The following is a 15,177-nucleotide window of genomic DNA, read 5'->3' as shown; positions in this document are numbered from 1 at the left end:
ACGGGAAAGCAATGACAGTTCAAATTATTACCATTGATGGTCCAAGTGGGTCTGGCAAGGGCACGTTAGCAGCGAAACTGGCTGCACATTATCAGTTTCACTTATTGGATTCTGGTGCTTTATACCGCCTTTTGGGTTTGTCATTGCATCACCATGATTTGCTGGATTCGCTAGACACGAAATTGCCAGAATGCGTACAAATCGCAACAAATTTAGATATCCAGTTTGTCAGTACCGACACCGGGGTGCAGGTGTGGCTGGATGGTGAAGATGTGTCCCAAACTATTCGAACTGAACGGGTAGGAGAGTTTGCTTCAAAAGTTGCAGCAATTCCTGAGCTTAGAACAGCGATGGTTTCACGTCAGCATGCCTTTGCACAGGCGCCTGGTCTGGTAGCAGACGGACGTGATATGGCGACAAGTATCTTCCCGAATGCTCAGGCAAAAATATATTTGACGGCCTCGGCTGAATCACGCGCGCAAAGACGTGTAAAGCAGTTGCAGGGCATGGGACTGGATGTTAAAATAAGCGACATTTTAGCTAATATCATCGCTCGCGATAAACGAGATACGGAACGCGCTGTCGCTCCACTCAAGCCTGCGGATGATGCTTACATTATTGATAGTTCAGATTTGAATATCGATGAAGTATTCCAGCTGATGACCACTTATGTGGATCAGCAGTTAGCAAATTAACCCAATTTTATCAGCAAACGCATAGCTTGATCAGTTTTATATGGACTATGTAGATGCTTAATTAAACCGGCCTTGTCTGATCCAAGACCGCTGACTTTATCGGAAATATCATGACCGAATCTTTTGCAGCCCTCTTTGAAGCAAGCGAATTAAACCTCAACGTTGAAAAGGGTGCAGTTATCCAGGGCGTTGTAGTAAGCATTGACTCTGATTGGGTAACTGTTGACACTGGCCTTAAATCTGAAGGCGTTGTTGACCGTGCTGAGTTCTTAAATGAACAGCGCGAACTTGAAGTTCAAGTTGGCGACACTGTAGACGTAGTTGTTGAAGCACTTGACAACGGTATGGGTCAAACAGTTCTTTCTCGCGAAAAAGCTAAACGCGCAGAAACTTGGACTAAACTTGAAAAAATCTTTGAAGACGGCGAAATCGTTACTGGTGTTATCTCTGGTAAAGTTAAAGGTGGTTTCACTGTTGACATCGGTCCAGTACGTGCGTTCCTTCCAGGTTCTTTAGTTGATACTCGTCCTATTCGTGATACTACTCACCTAGAAGGCAAAGAGTTAGAATTCAAAGTAATCAAACTTGACGCTAAACGTAACAACGTTGTTGTTTCACGTCGTGCTGTTATGGAAGCTGAATCTTCAGCTGACCGTGAAGCTCTTCTTGCTCAGCTTGAAGAAGGTCAAACAGTTACTGGTACGATCAAAAATCTTACTGACTACGGCGCATTCGTTGACCTTGGCGGTATTGATGGTCTTCTTCACATCACTGACATGGCTTGGAAACGTATCAAGCACCCTTCAGAAGTTGTTGAAGTGGGTCAAGAAGTTACTGTTAAAGTACTTAAATTCGACCGCGAACGTAACCGTGTTTCTCTAGGTCTTAAACAGCTTGGCGAAGATCCATGGTTAGCGATCATGAACCGTTACCCTAAAGGTTCAATCGTTAAAGCGCGCGTAACTAACCTGACTGACTACGGTTGTTTCGCTGAAATCGCTGAAGGCGTTGAAGGTTTAGTACACGTTTCAGAAATGGATCACACGAACAAAAACATCCACCCATCTAAAGTTGTTCAGATTGGTGACGAAGTTGATGTTATGGTTCTTGAAGTTGATGAAGAACGTCGTCGTATTTCTCTTGGTATCAAACAAACTCGTGCTAACCCATGGGAAGAGTTTGCTAAAGATCACGACAAAGGCGAAAAAGTTTCTGGTACGATCAAATCTATCACTGACTTCGGTATCTTCATCGGTTTGCCAGGCGGTATCGACGGTCTAGTTCACTTGTCTGATATTTCTTGGAACGAACAAGGCGAAGAAGCGATTCGTCGTTACAAGAAAGGCGACACTGTTGAAGCAGTTATCCTTTCTGTAGACGCTGAAGGCAACCGTATCAGCCTTGGCATCAAGCAAATGAACAACGATCCGTTCAATGACTTCCTTGCTGCTAACGAACGCGGTGCGTTGGTTAAAGGTACTGTAACTGCAGTTGACGCTAAAGGCGCTACTGTTAAGTTAGCTGACGAAGTTGAAGCGACTCTGAAAGCATCTGAAATCAACCGCGACCGCGTTGAAGATGCAACTAAGTTCCTTGAAGTTGGTCAAGAAGTTGAAGCGAAGATCATCAACGTAGATCGTAAATCTCGCGCAATCAACTTGTCTATCAAAGCGAAAGACGAAGCTGAAGAGAAAGAAGCAGTTGCTAACTTGAAAACAGCTCCTGTTGGTCAAGACAATGGTCCTAAGACGATTGGTGACCTGATCAAAGCTCAAATGGGCAACTAAGTAAGCGTTTGAATTGTATTGTTAATGTAAGTTAACTAATACTTTTTATACAAATACTGTAAACGGTAGCGTAGTATTTAATTATTGCGCTACCGTTTTGTATTTAAACAGGTTATTATCGGGAAATAGATCCCAAGTAGCTTGATAATTAAAGAGGTCGCAGATGACTACTGAAGCACTTAATAAGTCTGACTTAATAGAGCGTATTGCGTTAAAAAATCCGCATTTGGCTGAGCCTTTAGTGGAAGAAGCAGTTAAAATTATGATTGATCAAATGATAGAAGCATTATCAACTGACAATCGTATCGAGATTCGTGGATTTGGTAGTTTTGCATTGCATCACCGTGAACCGCGCGTAGGTCGTAACCCTAAAACTGGTAAATCAGTAGAAGTGGCTGCAAAAGCAGTTCCGCACTTTAAACCAGGCAAGGCACTTCGTGACGCTGTGAACGAGTCTGCACAAAAATAATTGTAAATATTTTGCGGGGTGTTCATGCGTTACGTTCTGGTCATTCTTTTATTGGTACTGTTTGGTTATTCATTAGCTTTGGTTTTGCAAAACGGTACCGAATTGTCAGTGGACTTGTTATTTACTCAAGTTCCCGCAATGCGCCTGGGATTATTACTTCTCCTCACGTTATCTTTAGGTGTCGTTTTGGGCCTGTTATTGGGCGTTCAGATCTTCCGGGTTTTTCAGACGAATTGGGAAATTAAACGACTGCGTAAAGACATTGAACATCTACGTAAGGAACAGTTGAATACAGCCAAGTTAATGGCCGCTGAAGCAGCAGCCCATACCCGGCATGAAAAAACTGTATTAGATATTACCAATGAAAATCAAAGCCCATTATAATGGGCTTATTTTTTGCCTATATGAAGGGGTAATCTCTTGAGTATCATCGTCGCACTAGATGCCAAAAGCCAATTTGATGCCTTAGCCATTGCAGAACAGTTAGATCCTGCCTTGTGTCGACTTAAAGTTGGTAAAGAGTTATTTACCCATGAAGGTCCAATTATTGTCAAAGCACTTCAAGATAGAGGCTTTGATGTATTTCTGGATCTGAAATTTCATGATATTCCAAATACAACAGCACAGGCAGTATGCGCGGCAGCAGATTTGGGTGTGTGGATGGTCAATGTGCATGCCTCAGGTGGCCGCAAGATGATGGAAACCTGTGTAGAGCGTTTGCAAGCGGGTAATTATAAAACTCAGTTGATTGCAGTGACTGTATTGACGTCAATGGGCCGTGAAGACTTGAAAGATATTGGTCTGGATATTGAGCCAAATGAGCATGTAAAACGTCTGGCACAACTGACAAAAGACAGTGGTCTAGATGGGGTGGTTTGCTCAGCTCAAGAAGCGAAAATGTTACGTGAAACGATTGGAAAAGACTTTGCATTAGTGACACCCGGCATTCGTCCAGAAGGGTCGAATGCAGATGACCAGAAACGTATTGTGACACCGAAACAGGCAATGCTAGATGGCTCAACACATCTGGTAATTGGTCGCCCGATTACCCAGTCTAAAAATATGCGTCAGACTTTGAAAGATATTTTGGCAACGCTTTAATACGGTTTGAATGACAAAAAGCCTTTCAGTCGAAAGGCTTTTTTTATATATTGAAAAAATGGTTATAAAATAAAAAGGAAAAATGATGACTTCATCTGAACCACAATTAGAAAAAGTACAGAATGACGTGATTCAAAATATTCAACAGGCAGAACAGCTTAAGCAACAAGAATAGCAACAACAGCAGGCAAGCTCAGCAGATCGGACAGCGGGGATCGATGTGGTCAGTTTGGCATCTGATGCCATCAGTCTTGTTTCGGATGTTATTGAAACAGTAGGCGATGCCTTAAGTGATATTGATTTAAGTTTTTAGTCAGCCCTCTCGGCCTACTTGCTTGTGCTTCGTTTTAAAATTCTGCTTTTAAACTGAATCAGGGAGGAGAGTTCCTCTTTATAAAAGAGGAATTTAGTGAGATTGAGAAAGTGATAAAGTAATTAAATCGCTGCCAGTACACTCACCATGACTGGTGCTAACAGTGACAAAATAAAACCACTGACCATGGCATGTGGAATAAAATCATGCCCACAGGCCTGTTTAACCATCGGCAGAGTCACATCCATCGCAGTTGCACCCGCTGCGGAAATGGCCGATCTTGGATATCTCCAACCCATACAATACATCAGTAAGATGGCAAAAATTTCTCTAAACAGGTCATTCATCAGGGCGATACTGCCGAGTTCTGCATTTCTGAGTTCTGTCACGACAACGCCTGACATTGAGTAAAATCCATAGCCTTGTGACAGCATGATCAAATCTTTCAGACTGATGTCGGTGTTCCAGAATGAATAAAGCATGACCGCGAATAATGAACCGAAAATACAACCGATTGGAACTAAGAGAATTTTAAAATTTAACCAGGAACGATCTAAAGGTGAATAAGCCAGATCTAAGCCAATCATGAACATAAAGACCAGTAACAAATGCCAGGTACTGATGTGCAAGGACAGATCGAATAGACTTAAACCTGTATGTAAGAAGTATCCGCCAGCAAGAGCCAAAAATGCATAACTCATGTTCAGTAAGGATTTAAGTACTAGATCAAGAGATACTTGACCGGAACTCGGAAGATAACCTGACCATTTAAAGAGCAGATAGCAAAATGTAAAAGCGCCAAGCGATGTCAGGAAAGCAATACTGATTGACGTACTCAAAATCTGTAGGGGATACTGTAATTCATCTACCAGTTGTGAAAACTCAAAAGCAATCGCAATCAATAAAACATAGCTAAAATAGGGCAAGAGCTTGAAACAGATTTTAATAATCAAAAGCGGAATTCGTTTTGCCATCGCAAAGCCGAGTGCTAGACAGAATAGAAGCTGGAAGATGAGCCAAAGCGATTGCATAAATTTAATGGATTGAAAAAATTACCTTTAAATTATGCCATTGCTTGATGCCGGATGGTAAAAAGCTTTTAGGCAACTTTATTCAATAATCGATAATCTGCGGCATTTGGCTTTTTTGTTTTGAGCCAGTATTTCCAGGTATAAGTTGGCCATAAGGCAAAGTTCTTGCCGCCTTCCTGCTGATACCAGCTGACACACCCAGATTGCCACACGGTCTTTTCAAACATATGTTGTACCTGCTGATTAAATGTATCCTGTGCCTGGTCTTTAACCATAATGGCATCGCTTTGGGATTGATCGACCAGTTGCATCAATTGCAAAATATATTCAACTTGTGCCTCAATCATAAAAATGACAGAGTTGTGTGCCAATAGGGTATTTGGCCCCAGTAACTGAAACAGGTTTGGAAAGTCTTTCACGCAAATTCCATAATAGCTTTCAGCACCTTGTTTCCAGACTTCATTCAGTTCTACGCCATCAAGCCCGGTACATTGAAAATTCTTCATATAGATACGTGGATCGGTAATGAATCCGGTGCCATAAATCAGACAGTCAATCGGCCGCTCTTTTCCATCTTGTGTAATGATACTGTGTTCAGTCAGTTCCTGAATCTTCTCGGTCACCAGTTCTACATTGTGGCGGTTAAACGTCGGGAAGTATTTATTTGAAACCAGAATACGTTTGCAGCCCATGATGTAATCGGGAGTTAGTTTTTTGGCCAATTCAGGGTTTTTGACCTCATATTTAATGAATAGTTCTGCCAGTTTTTGGGTGAATTTCATAATGCCCGGTTTGACAATCGGTACCACACGCGATTCATTTGACCAATACAGGCGGGCACGGTGTAGCTTTCTAAACCAGTCATATTTTTTAAAGAGTTTCTTTTCAAGATTCGGGTAGGCACGTTCATCCCGAGGAATGACCCAAGCCGCAGTACGTTGCATGACATACAGTTGTTTGCATTTCGGGGCAATTTCCGGAATATATTGAATGGCGCTGCCACCTGTTCCAATCGATGCGACATTTTTGCCAGTCGGGTCATAAGTGTGATCCCATTGCGCAGAATGAAAGACTTTGCCTTGGAATTTCTCAATACCGAGAATATCTGGGATTTGCGGAATATGTAAAGGTCCGGAAGCGAATATAACAAACTGGGCTTCAAGGATACTTTGATCCTGTAGCTGTAATTGCCATAGACAGCGTTCTGCCTGGTAATGTGCTGCCAGTACTTCGGTATTTAAACGGCAAAAAGCACGCAGGTTATAATCGGTCACCAGATCCTGAATATAAGAAAATATCTCGGGTGCTTCCGCATAACGTTTGGACCAATTGCTTTTCGGTGCAAATGACAAGGAATATAAATGTGATTGCACATCACAGGCTGCTCCAGGGTACTGATTGTCCCGCCAGGTTCCGCCAAAATCGCTACCTTTTTCAAGAATAATAAAATCATAAATACCATGCTGTTGTAAACGTATTGCCATGGCGATACCGCCGAAACCTGCTCCAATAATGGCAACTTTGGTATGAGGGTGAGGGCGTATAGCGGTAGCATGATCTAGCATCAGTACTTTTCTTACTTATTTTAATGTTGGATATTTATCGTAATTCGCTCCTTGATGATTAGATAGAAAATTGATCTAAACGGCAATAGCCGACACATTATTTTTATAGTACAACTAGAGCAATCACATTGTATTTGTATGGTTATGAAACGTTCTGTTCTCAGTCTGATGTATTTGATTCAAGGGATGCGCAAGGCTGGCATGGAAGTCGATCAGAAACTGCAAAACATTGGGCTGCGTGTAGATGCCTTTGATCCAAGTTCGGTGATCCATCCGAGTCTGGAACATGATGTGCTTAAGGTGGTGGGACAGGAAATCCAACCTGAACAGGGATTATTGATTGGTCAGCATTATGCTTTGGCAGGTTATGGTCCCTTACTCATGTTGCTGGTGACCAGTCCTACAGTACGCGATGCACTGAACCAGGTGATCCGTTTTCAGCAGTTGACCCATTTGACCGGTCAGTTGGATTTGCAGCAAAGCGAGCATCATAGCGCGCTGTGTTATCGAGCAAAGCAGCAGGATGATCATTTGGGAATGTTGCTGGCACAGGCGGAGATTTCCGGAACGTTTAAGTTTATCCGGGAAATTTACAAATTGATGGGCTTATCCAAACCTGATTTGCGGATCGAGTTGCCATTTGCCTATCCAGAAGATCTGAATACCTTAAAGGTCTATCATGATTATTATGGAACACAGGTACAGTTTGATGCATCTCGGGCAGCATTCTGGTTTGATGAAGCAGTGTTGGATATTAAAATTCCTTCTGCAGATGCGGTCACTTTTGCTGTCTATGAAGCCAAATGTCTGGCTGAACTGGAGCGTTTGCAACAGGATGAGCAGACGCCGACTGTGGTGCAGCGTGTGCAGGATTATCTGGAAATCCAAAGCGGCCTGATGCCGAGCATGGCTGAAACGGCACAGGCGCTGAATATCCCGGAACGAACCTTGCGGCATCAGTTACAGCAGTGTGATACCAGTTATAAGCAGATTCGCGAAGAAATTATTAAAGATAAGGCTTTGCGACTGATTGAATATAAACAGTATTCGATTGAAATGATTGCAGAATTATTAGGCTATTCCGAGCCGGCCGCTTTTAACCATGCCTTTAAACGCTGGTTTGGGCAAAGTCCTCGGCAATATATAAAATAGCCTAAGTTAGTTTATGCCAAAGTGTTATAGCGTGTTGATTAAACTCCGCTATAATTAAATTGATCCCAAATAGTACGAAATTCTATGTCCGATTTTAATTCACAGCACAGCACCGCTTTTAGTCCGATTTCTCCTGCAGAACGTTATGCACAAGCGATCTCTTCGGGACAGTTTATGCCTGATGAAGCACAGGCAATGGCAGTACATGAACTGAATCGTGTCTGGCTGGAATTGATTCAGCGTTTTAAGGCATCGAAAAAAGCATTTCGCCGCTTTCGCCGTCAGACATCTCCGAAAGGGGTGTACATGTGGGGTGGTGTGGGGCGTGGAAAAACTTGGTTAATGGATCAGTTTTACGATTCGATTCCGTTTCGCCGTAAAACCCGGATGCATTTTCACCATTTTATGCAGCATGTGCATCGTGAGTTAAACAAATTATCCGGACAGCGTAATCCGCTAGATATCGTGGCGGATCGAATTTATAAAGAAGCGGTCATCATCTGTTTTGATGAATTTTTTGTGTCTAACGTGACGGATGCAATGATCCTGAGCGATCTGTTCCAGAAGCTGTTTGAACGTGGTATCACCTTGGTCGCTACTTCGAATATCGCACCGGACGGTTTATATAAGAACGGCATTCACCGTGACCGTTTTATGCCTACCATCGAACTGGTCAAGAAAAACTGTGTGGTCTTAAATGTCGATGCCGGAGTCGATTACCGTCTACGGGTTTTGAAACAGGCACAACTGTTTAAATTCCCGTTAACACATGATCATAAAAACTGGATTGCTCAACGTTTTAGCGCTTTGACCCAGACTCAGACCTGTTCTGAAGAGCCGATTATTATCAACAACCGTATTGTTGAAACCGTGTCACATACTGAAGATGTATTGTGGTGTGAATTTTCTGAACTGTGTTTAAAGCCACGCAGTCCGGCTGATTTTATTGAAATCGCCAATATTTATAATACGGTTTTGGTCAGCAATGTGCCACACCTGACCGATTTCCTGAATGATGGAACGCGCCGTTTTATTTATCTGGTCGATGAATTTTATGACCGTGGCGTCAAGTTACTCTTAACCTCAGAAGATAATATCGTGGATATTTACCAGGGTGAAAAACTGGCCTTTGAAATTGAACGGACCCGTTCCCGTTTGCTGGAAATGCAGTCGGATGAATACCTGAATTCTGAACATCGCCAGATTGAGAAAATCGCCTCCGTGAACGGAGAGTAAGAATAAAAGCGCTGGTCATTTACCAGCGCTTTTTTTATAAAAATAGGGACTTAAATTATCGACAAGCCTGATTAAACATGGCTTAATCTTGGTCTAAATGTGATCGTGTATAACTAGAATGCATAATTTTTACTCGAAAATCTGAACTTAAGTCTAATTTCTACATTTCGAAAACTTTATACACTGTCATTAGGGTATTTAGCAGAATGATATCTATTTGTAACTGAGAAAGATCAAATATGTTTATGAGGGTATTCATATTAGAAAAAATGCTCAGTATTTAGCAATGTGATAATACTATTCAGCTAGATTTTAATCGGTATACTAGAATCTCTTGTATAAAAAGTAGCAATATCAGGAAAGACAATGACTGCACGTATTCAAAAAGGCAAGTTAGCGATTGCTAAAGAACTTTACGATTTCATCGAAAATGAAGCACTACCAGGTTCTGGTTTAGACAGCGAAACATACTGGAAAAACTTTGAACAAGTCGTTGTTGATCTTAGCCCTAAAAATAAAGCACTTTTGGCTAAGCGTGATGACATTCAGGCGAAAATTGATGAATGGCACCGCAATAACACATTTGAATTACAAGCTTACAAAGCTTTCTTGACTGAAATTGGCTACTTGTTACCAGAAGTAGAAGATTTTCAAATCAGCACTGAAAATGTAGACGAAGAAATTGCAGTACTGGCAGGTCCACAGTTGGTGGTACCGGTACGTAATGCACGTTACTGCCTGAACGCTGCAAACGCACGTTGGGGTTCTTTGTATGATGCACTTTATGGTTTCGATGTCATCTCTGAAGAAGATGGCGCGGAAAAAGGCAAAGGCTATAACCCGAAACGTGGTGAAAAAGTTGTCGCATTTGCCAAGAATTTCCTCGACGAAACTTTCCCACTCGCACAAGGTTCGCACGCAGACGCAACTCAATACGCAGTTGAAGCTAATGCACTGGTTGTTACCCTGAAAGATGGTTCAAAAACTACTGTGGCAGATGCGGCTAAATTCGTTGGTTACAATGGCGAAGCTTCAGCACCAACTGAAATCGTATTTAAGAATAATGGCCTGCACGCTATTGTGCAAATTGATGCCAGCAGCCCGATTGGCCAAACTGATGCCGCTGGTGTAAAAGACGTCGTTCTTGAAGCGGCAGTTACGACCATTCAGGACTTGGAAGACTCGATTGCAGCTGTTGACGCTGAAGAGAAAGTAGAAGGCTACCGTAACTGGTTAGGCCTAATGAAAGGTACTTTAGAGGAGTCTATTGAGAAAAACGGTAAAACTGTTACCCGTAAACTGAATGAAGACCGTACTTTCAAAAATGTAGAAGGTGGTGAAACTAAAGTTCACGGCCGTTCATTGATGTTGCTACGTAATGTTGGTCATTTAATGACGAACCCTGCGATTCTGGTAGATGGCGCAGAAATCTATGAAGGCATCATGGATGCATTGGTTACACCATTGTTGTCTTTTGCAGACATCAAAGGTGAAAACACGATCAAGAACTCGCGTCAAGGTTCAATGTATATCGTTAAGCCGAAAATGCATGGTCCTGAAGAAGTGGCATTTGCCGTTGAATTGTTTGAACGTGCAGAACAGGCACTTGGCTTACCTGCAAAAACTTTAAAAATCGGGATTATGGATGAAGAACGCCGTACTTCTGTGAACTTGAAGAACTGTATTGCACAAGCCAAAGATCGTACAATCTTCATCAATACAGGTTTCATGGACCGTACCGGCGATGAAATCCATACCTTTATGGAAGCTGGTCCATTCGTTCGTAAAGGCGAAGTAAAAGGCCAAATCTGGTTCCCGGCTTATGAAAACCGTAACGTGATGATTGGTCTGCAAGCAGGTTTACGTGGTAAAGCACAAATCGGTAAAGGCATGTGGCCAAAGCCAGACATGCTGCTTGACATGTACAAAACCAAAACTGAACATCCTGAAGCGGGTGCGAGCTGTGCATGGGTTCCATCACCTACAGGTGCGGTGATTCACGCGATTCACTATCACCAGATTAATGTTGCAGACCGTCAGCAAGAATTATTGTCGACTCAGCCTTTATCTCTAGATGATTTGTTGACACCACCATTGGCGAAAGACACTAACTGGTCTGAAGAAGAAAAAACCAAAGAACTCGAAAATAACTGTCAAGGTATTTTAGGTTATGTGGTTCGCTGGGTAGATTTGGGTGTAGGTTGTTCTAAAGTTCCAGACATCAATGATGTCGGTTTAATGGAAGACCGTGCGACTTTACGTATTTCTTCACAACATGTTGCGAACTGGTTGCGTCACGGTATCGTAAGTCGTGAACAGGTAGAAGAAGTCATGCAACGTATGGCGAAAATTGTGGATGAGCAAAATGCCAATGATCCACTGTATACACCAATGTCTGCTGACTTTGCCAACAATATTGCATTCCAGGCAGCATCTGACCTGATCTTTAAAGGTGGTGAGCAGCCATCAGGTTATACCGAGCCGCTTCTACATGCAGCGCGTTTAAAGTTAAAAGGTTATACAGGTGATTAATCCTTTCTAGCTTAAAAAAGCCTCTTCGGAGGCTTTTTTATTGTCTAATGGTAAGCCGCTGTCGTTCTGACTAGAAATTTTCCAGCCGAACTTTTAAAGTGGGGCAAAGCATGCGAGGAAACAATAAAATGACAACGGTATATCAAAATTTAGACCAGCAGTTTATTCATGGTCAGTGGCAAGCCGGTACTTCAACCAGAACAATAAAAAATATCAACCCCTATACCCAGAGCGAAATTTTTAGCATGGCAGCTGCCAGTTCTGTCGATGTCGACAGTGCTTATACCGCAGCAGAGCAGGCTTTCCAGCAGGGGGGCTTGAAATCCATTGAAGTACGTAAAACAGTGCTGCAAAATTTAATCGCGATCATTCAGCAGCGTCGGGACGAAATCATTGACTGGCTCATTATTGAATCAGGCAGTACGCGCATTAAAGCCGGCGTTGAGGTGGATGCTGCTCTGGGCATCATTCAGGAAAGTCTGGCTTTTCCAGACTGGATCCAAACAGAACAGCTGGAAAGTAAGGATCCGGCACGTAAAAGTATGGTTTTGCGCAAGCCCTTAGGCGTGATTGCTGTCATTAGTCCATGGAACTTTCCATTTCATTTATCCTTACGTTCAGTGGCAACTGCAATTGCCTGTGGTAATACCGTTGTGCTGAAGCCAGCCAGTGATACACCAGTGACTGGCGGCACCTTAATCGGTAAATTATTTGAAGAGGCAGGTTTGTCTGCAGGTGCACTGAATATTGTTGCCGGTGCTGGCAGTGAAATCGGGGATTATTTTGTTGAGCATTCAGTGCCGAAAATGATTTCATTTACCGGTTCGACTGAAGTGGGAAAAAGTGTTGGCAGTAAGGCTCTAGCCAGTTCGAGAATCAAACGTCTGGCACTTGAACTGGGTGGCAATGCACCTTTGGTCATTCTGGATGATGCCGATCTTGATCTTGCGGTTGAACTAACGCTGATGGGGCGTTTTATGCATCAGGGACAAATTTGCATGAGTACTAACCGGGTCATTGTCGATGCCTCTATTCATGATGCTTATGTAGATAAGCTCCTGGATCGGATCAAAATAATTCCGGTGGGTGATCCAAATCTGGAAGATACAGTGATTGGTCCAATCATTAACCAGAGTCAGGTTGAAAAGCATCAACAGATCATTCAAACAGGCAGCGAGCAGGGCGCACAACTGGTCTATGAAGGAGAAATTGAAGGGAATCTGGTCTATCCACATATTTTTATTGATGTCGCGGAAGATTCCGATCTGGCGCAGCAAGAAAGCTTCGGTCCGATTTTACCTATCTTAAAAGCCCGGGATGAAGCGCATGCTTTAAACCTAGCCAATGCGACCGAGTTTGGCTTATCCAGTGCAGTATGTACTTCAAACATCGATCGAGGCACTGCTTTTGCCGCACAACTGGATATTGGTATGACGCATATTAATGGCATTAGTGTAGCAGACCAGTCAAATGCACCCTTTGGCGGCGAAAAAAATTCAGGATTGGGTCGTTTTAATGGCCGCTGGATTTTTGAGGAGTTTACCCGAACACATTGGTTGACTGTACCGAATTCATAACAGTCAACGCGCCTAAAACTATAGAAATACGACAGGCTTCGACTTGGCATCACGGTATAATGTTATGGTCGAATGATTTACATATATGAACCATGTGCGCCAATTTTAAGCCTTTAACCTTAGAGCAGTTGCATAATCTGGGATTGCCAGAAATTCCTTTTGAATATCCAGAGGAGGTCTATCCCAATTATGCTACACCGCTTTTGTTTCATTCAGCTCAAGGACTGGAATGGCGTTCCGTGAATTTTGGACTCATTCCGAAATGGGCAGAAGACAAAACTATAGGTACCAAGACCTATAACGCCAGAAATGAAACCTTACTGCAAAGGCCCACCTTCGCTGAAGCCACCGCCAAATGTCATTTTTGCGTCATTCCGGTATCGGAATTTTATGAGTCCAAATATTTTGACAATAAACCGCAGCGTTGGGGTGTAAGACGTAAAGATGGTCAGGCGACTTTTATTGCAGCTGTGTATGAGATTGCTCGGGTACAAGGTGAAATTGTACGCTCTGCCAGTATGATTACCATGGATGCAATTGACCATCCCATGATGAAGGAGTTTCATGAGCCGGGTAATATCAAACGCTCGGTTATTGTGATTCCACAGCAGCGACTGCAAGAATGGCTAACGCTAAGGCATCCGGATATTCGTAGCTTTGTAGAGGGCTTTCCGGTAGAAGAGTTTGAATGTTCACATGTACCAAAAGAAAAAATCAAAAAAGTCAGTCCACAACTGAACTTTTTTGATTTTTAGAAAGCTCTGGCGAATTATTTATTATTGTAAAGTATGCGCCAATTCGCCAGCGTCTATTTAAAATAAAAAGTAGGTCTCTTAACGAGCTAAATTTTTGAAAATATGACGTAAACTTTCCATGGTTTTTTCAATTTGCAAAGGCGTCAGGCCTTCAAATGACTGTTCCAGTACCACATTTGTCAGATCATTGATCTTATGCGTCATTTGCATGCCTTTGTCGGTCAAAAATACTCGGGTAATCCGTGCGTCATCCTCACATGAATAGGTTTCAACCAGACCTTCGTCTTTTAAGCGGTAGACAATTTTAGTCGTGGTCGACATTTTAGAAACAACCATCTCTGACAAATCAGAAACACTGGCATGCGGTTTAGCTTTTAGTGCAAGAAGGATGCGGCGGCGGGAATTGTCAACACCATACTTTTTTAGTGCATGATCGACATTAACGACGTATTGAGCATGAACCTGAGTTACCCAATAATATGGAAAGTTTTCTAAATTAAATTCTTCCGTACACGGCAAAAATTTTGCATATTTCTTAGTCATGAAATGTTCCTTGTATTTATTTTTCTAGGGCCCTTTCATTTTATGAAAAAGTTTATGCATATTTCAACCTTTATTTTAAAAATGTTAAAGCGCTAACACTTTTAGTTTTGCTTAACATCCCAAGGAGTTGATCAGTTCTGCATGTGAGCCTTATCTGGCGCGAAGATTGTTCTTTAAAATCGGATGAAAGGCGATAATATTTTGTATAAATTTAATTCCTCATTATGTATTTCTTGAGTAGAAATGTTTTCCAAGACTTTTTATTGTTCTTAAGCAGCCTGTCTGAATAGGTTTTAATGCAAATAATTGTATTTCAATAAATTAATCGATTTAAGAAATATAGGGTGATTGAGTGGTTTTAGTCAATATAGTAAATGATTATTTACAGCTATATTTTTAAGTGATTGTTCTTTCAATAAAA

13 protein-coding genes are annotated in these 15,177 nt (G+C 42.1%); 10 read left to right on the top strand and 3 right to left on the bottom strand.

Going from position 1 to position 15,177, the window contains the following annotated elements:
* The first annotated feature begins 11 nt into the window (after positions 1 to 11).
* The 5 genes from cmk to pyrF all read left to right on the top strand — a co-directional run bounded on the left by cmk (position 12) and on the right by pyrF (position 4,052).
* Positions 12 to 695: a (d)CMP kinase gene (gene cmk, locus F893_RS11515; protein ID WP_004278855.1), complete on the top strand. Its 684-nt coding sequence runs from the start codon at positions 12 to 14 to the stop codon at positions 693 to 695.
* A gap of 110 nt (positions 696 to 805) precedes the next feature.
* Positions 806 to 2,482: a 30S ribosomal protein S1 gene (gene rpsA / locus F893_RS11510; protein WP_005252225.1), complete on the top strand. Its 1,677-nt coding sequence runs from the start codon at positions 806 to 808 to the stop codon at positions 2,480 to 2,482.
* A gap of 163 nt (positions 2,483 to 2,645) precedes the next feature.
* Positions 2,646 to 2,951 carry an integration host factor subunit beta gene (locus F893_RS11505; RefSeq protein WP_004278853.1) on the top strand — a complete coding sequence of 102 codons (306 nt, stop codon included), beginning with the start codon at positions 2,646 to 2,648 and terminating at the stop codon, positions 2,949 to 2,951.
* A gap of 24 nt (positions 2,952 to 2,975) precedes the next feature.
* A complete protein-coding gene (locus F893_RS11500) occupies positions 2,976 to 3,335 on the top strand; it encodes a lipopolysaccharide assembly protein LapA domain-containing protein (RefSeq protein WP_004278852.1) in 360 nt (119 codons plus the stop codon).
* Positions 3,336 to 3,371: 36 nt separating this feature from the next.
* A complete protein-coding gene (gene pyrF, locus F893_RS11495) occupies positions 3,372 to 4,052 on the top strand; it encodes an orotidine-5'-phosphate decarboxylase (RefSeq protein WP_004278851.1) in 681 nt (226 codons plus the stop codon).
* A 435-nt stretch (positions 4,053 to 4,487) separates the two neighbouring features.
* Here the strand turns inward: pyrF and F893_RS11490 are convergent, their stop codons facing one another.
* Together F893_RS11490 and F893_RS11485 are read right to left on the bottom strand one after the other, a co-directional pair.
* Positions 4,488 to 5,396, bottom strand: a complete 909-nt coding sequence (locus F893_RS11490) for a LysO family transporter (RefSeq protein WP_005252222.1) — start codon at positions 5,394 to 5,396, stop codon at positions 4,488 to 4,490.
* A gap of 68 nt (positions 5,397 to 5,464) precedes the next feature.
* Positions 5,465 to 6,961 carry a flavin-containing monooxygenase gene (locus F893_RS11485; RefSeq protein WP_005252218.1) on the bottom strand — a complete coding sequence of 499 codons (1,497 nt, stop codon included), beginning with the start codon at positions 6,959 to 6,961 and terminating at the stop codon, positions 5,465 to 5,467.
* Between the two features lie 144 nt (positions 6,962 to 7,105).
* On the opposite strand from F893_RS11485, the gene F893_RS11480 reads away from it, so the two are divergent.
* The 5 genes from F893_RS11480 (at position 7,106) to F893_RS11460 (ending at position 14,213) form a co-directional block, all read left to right on the top strand.
* Positions 7,106 to 8,113, top strand: coding sequence for a helix-turn-helix domain-containing protein (locus tag F893_RS11480; RefSeq protein ID WP_004278848.1), 1,008 nt, complete (start codon positions 7,106 to 7,108; stop codon positions 8,111 to 8,113).
* 84 nt (positions 8,114 to 8,197) lie between these two features.
* Positions 8,198 to 9,349, top strand: a complete 1,152-nt coding sequence (zapE, locus tag F893_RS11475) for a cell division protein ZapE (RefSeq protein WP_005252217.1) — start codon at positions 8,198 to 8,200, stop codon at positions 9,347 to 9,349.
* Between the two features lie 366 nt (positions 9,350 to 9,715).
* Positions 9,716 to 11,881: a malate synthase G gene (locus tag F893_RS11470; RefSeq protein WP_005252216.1), complete on the top strand. Its 2,166-nt coding sequence runs from the start codon at positions 9,716 to 9,718 to the stop codon at positions 11,879 to 11,881.
* Positions 11,882 to 12,009: 128 nt separating this feature from the next.
* On the top strand, positions 12,010 to 13,458 hold the full coding sequence (locus tag F893_RS11465) for an aldehyde dehydrogenase family protein (protein ID WP_005252214.1): 1,449 nt from the start codon (positions 12,010 to 12,012) through the stop codon (positions 13,456 to 13,458).
* Positions 13,459 to 13,550: 92 nt separating this feature from the next.
* Positions 13,551 to 14,213 (top strand): SOS response-associated peptidase family protein, encoded by a 663-nt coding sequence (locus F893_RS11460; RefSeq protein WP_005252213.1) that lies wholly within the window; start codon positions 13,551 to 13,553, stop codon positions 14,211 to 14,213.
* A gap of 78 nt (positions 14,214 to 14,291) precedes the next feature.
* Here F893_RS11460 and F893_RS11455 read toward each other — a convergent pair whose 3' ends face one another.
* The gene (locus F893_RS11455; RefSeq protein ID WP_004278843.1) at positions 14,292 to 14,756 is read right to left on the bottom strand and encodes a MarR family winged helix-turn-helix transcriptional regulator; all 465 of its coding nucleotides are present in this window, start codon (positions 14,754 to 14,756) and stop codon (positions 14,292 to 14,294) included.
* Between the last annotated feature and the right edge of the window lie 421 nt (positions 14,757 to 15,177).

Origin of the sequence: Acinetobacter sp. CIP 102136, assembly GCF_000369685.1 — a bacterium.
Classification (GTDB): domain Bacteria; phylum Pseudomonadota; class Gammaproteobacteria; order Pseudomonadales; family Moraxellaceae; genus Acinetobacter; species Acinetobacter fasciculus.
The sequence above is the reverse complement of the archived record's forward strand: the minus strand, read 5'-3'. Positions and strand labels throughout refer to the sequence as shown.

Excerpts from the sequence above, each read along its gene's own strand:
- cmk (WP_004278855.1), top strand. The coding sequence starts at position 12 with ATGACAGTTCAAATTATTACCATTGATGGTCCAAGTGGGTCTGGCAAG.
- rpsA (WP_005252225.1), top strand. The coding sequence starts at position 806 with ATGACCGAATCTTTTGCAGCCCTCTTTGAAGCAAGCGAATTAAACCTC.
- F893_RS11505 (WP_004278853.1), top strand. The coding sequence starts at position 2,646 with ATGACTACTGAAGCACTTAATAAGTCTGACTTAATAGAGCGTATTGCG.
- F893_RS11500 (WP_004278852.1), top strand. The coding sequence starts at position 2,976 with ATGCGTTACGTTCTGGTCATTCTTTTATTGGTACTGTTTGGTTATTCA.
- F893_RS11490 (WP_005252222.1), bottom strand. The coding sequence starts at position 5,396 with ATGCAATCGCTTTGGCTCATCTTCCAGCTTCTATTCTGTCTAGCACTC.
- F893_RS11485 (WP_005252218.1), bottom strand. The coding sequence starts at position 6,961 with ATGCTAGATCATGCTACCGCTATACGCCCTCACCCTCATACCAAAGTT.
- F893_RS11480 (WP_004278848.1), top strand. The coding sequence starts at position 7,106 with ATGAAACGTTCTGTTCTCAGTCTGATGTATTTGATTCAAGGGATGCGC.
- zapE (WP_005252217.1), top strand. The coding sequence starts at position 8,198 with ATGTCCGATTTTAATTCACAGCACAGCACCGCTTTTAGTCCGATTTCT.
- F893_RS11470 (WP_005252216.1), top strand. The coding sequence starts at position 9,716 with ATGACTGCACGTATTCAAAAAGGCAAGTTAGCGATTGCTAAAGAACTT.
- F893_RS11465 (WP_005252214.1), top strand. The coding sequence starts at position 12,010 with ATGACAACGGTATATCAAAATTTAGACCAGCAGTTTATTCATGGTCAG.
- F893_RS11460 (WP_005252213.1), top strand. The coding sequence starts at position 13,551 with ATGTGCGCCAATTTTAAGCCTTTAACCTTAGAGCAGTTGCATAATCTG.
- F893_RS11455 (WP_004278843.1), bottom strand. The coding sequence starts at position 14,756 with ATGACTAAGAAATATGCAAAATTTTTGCCGTGTACGGAAGAATTTAAT.